The following is a 248-nucleotide window of genomic DNA, read 5'->3' on the forward strand; positions in this document are numbered from 1 at the left end:
GCTCGACGTCGCGATCCACCAGCGTCTTGACGAGCTGCGAGGCCAGCACGCCTGCGCCGCCGTGTTTGGGGCCCTTCAGCGCGGCGAGTCCGGCGATGACGGCATCATAGAGACTGAGTCCGGTCGAAGCCACCACGCGCGCGGTGAAGGTCGAGGCGTTCATGCCGTGGTCGCTGGCGGTGACGAGATAGGCATCGAGCGCGGTGATCTCGCGCGCGGCAGGCGCACGTCCCTGCAACATGCGCAGC

1 protein-coding gene is annotated in these 248 nt (G+C 68.5%); it reads right to left on the bottom strand.

All coding sequences use genetic code 11. The annotated features are described in order from the left end of the window. On the bottom strand, positions 1 to 248 hold a 248-nt coding region (locus G8O24_RS43355; protein WP_188108484.1), incomplete at both ends, for a citrate/2-methylcitrate synthase.

This window comes from Bradyrhizobium campsiandrae (assembly GCF_014529705.1).
GTDB classification, from domain to species: Bacteria; Pseudomonadota; Alphaproteobacteria; order Rhizobiales; family Xanthobacteraceae; genus Bradyrhizobium; species Bradyrhizobium campsiandrae.